The organism is Haladaptatus ordinarius (assembly GCF_054177595.1).
Window position 1 is genome coordinate 1 of sequence record NZ_JBPEHH010000295.1, and the last position, 695, is coordinate 695.

Annotated in this window: 1 protein-coding gene; it reads right to left on the reverse strand. The window is 52.9% G+C overall.

The annotated features are described in order from the left end of the window. Window positions 1-695, reverse strand: a 695-nt coding sequence (locus ACR3FF_RS27265) for an IS4 family transposase (protein WP_458191236.1), incomplete at both ends; no start/stop codon positions are given.

Consider the following 695-nt stretch of genomic DNA (forward strand, 5'->3'; position numbering starts at 1 on the left):
AACTCCAGGACCTTCCACGCAATGACTGAATAGACACTCAGCAACACCTCCATCCGTTCCCACGTCTGGAGTTGCCGTTCTTCGATTTCACAGCCAGTCTTCAACACTTTCTGCCAATCTTCGATCCGCCAGCGAGCGCGGTAATACTCGATGATTGTCACAGCGTCGTCAAAGTCTTCGACCGATTCAGTGGTGAGTAACACCCACTGAATCGGGTCATCACTCTCGCTGATCTCATCAATTCTTACGACGTTGACCGTGACTGGGTTCTTTCCAGCAGAATCGTTTTGAGGTGGCAGAAGGTCACACGTTCCTGTTCTAATCGACAACTTTGCTTCCCGTGCCTGTCTTCCTCCACCGTGGTGAATCTGGATCGTCGTGCGACCTTCCTCGGGAAGGTCGTCACTCCAGTCGAAGCGTTTGTCTCCCTCACCGTCGTCTGTGTGTATCCGTCGGTTTTGATTGGCACGGACAACGAAGCCGGTGTTATCCATCTCTTCGGTGAGTTCAGTGTATAACGAGAATGCGTCTGCGCCCCGGTCGTGGATAAATATCGGTCGCACACCTTCGGGAAGCCACTCGGTGGCTTCCCTGTCACCATGCACCCATTTCTCGTGTTCATTCTCAAGGGAGATCGGCTCATCTTTCCCGTTCGTGTCGTCCGTGTTGCCCGATTGTTGGTCTTCGATCAGCAC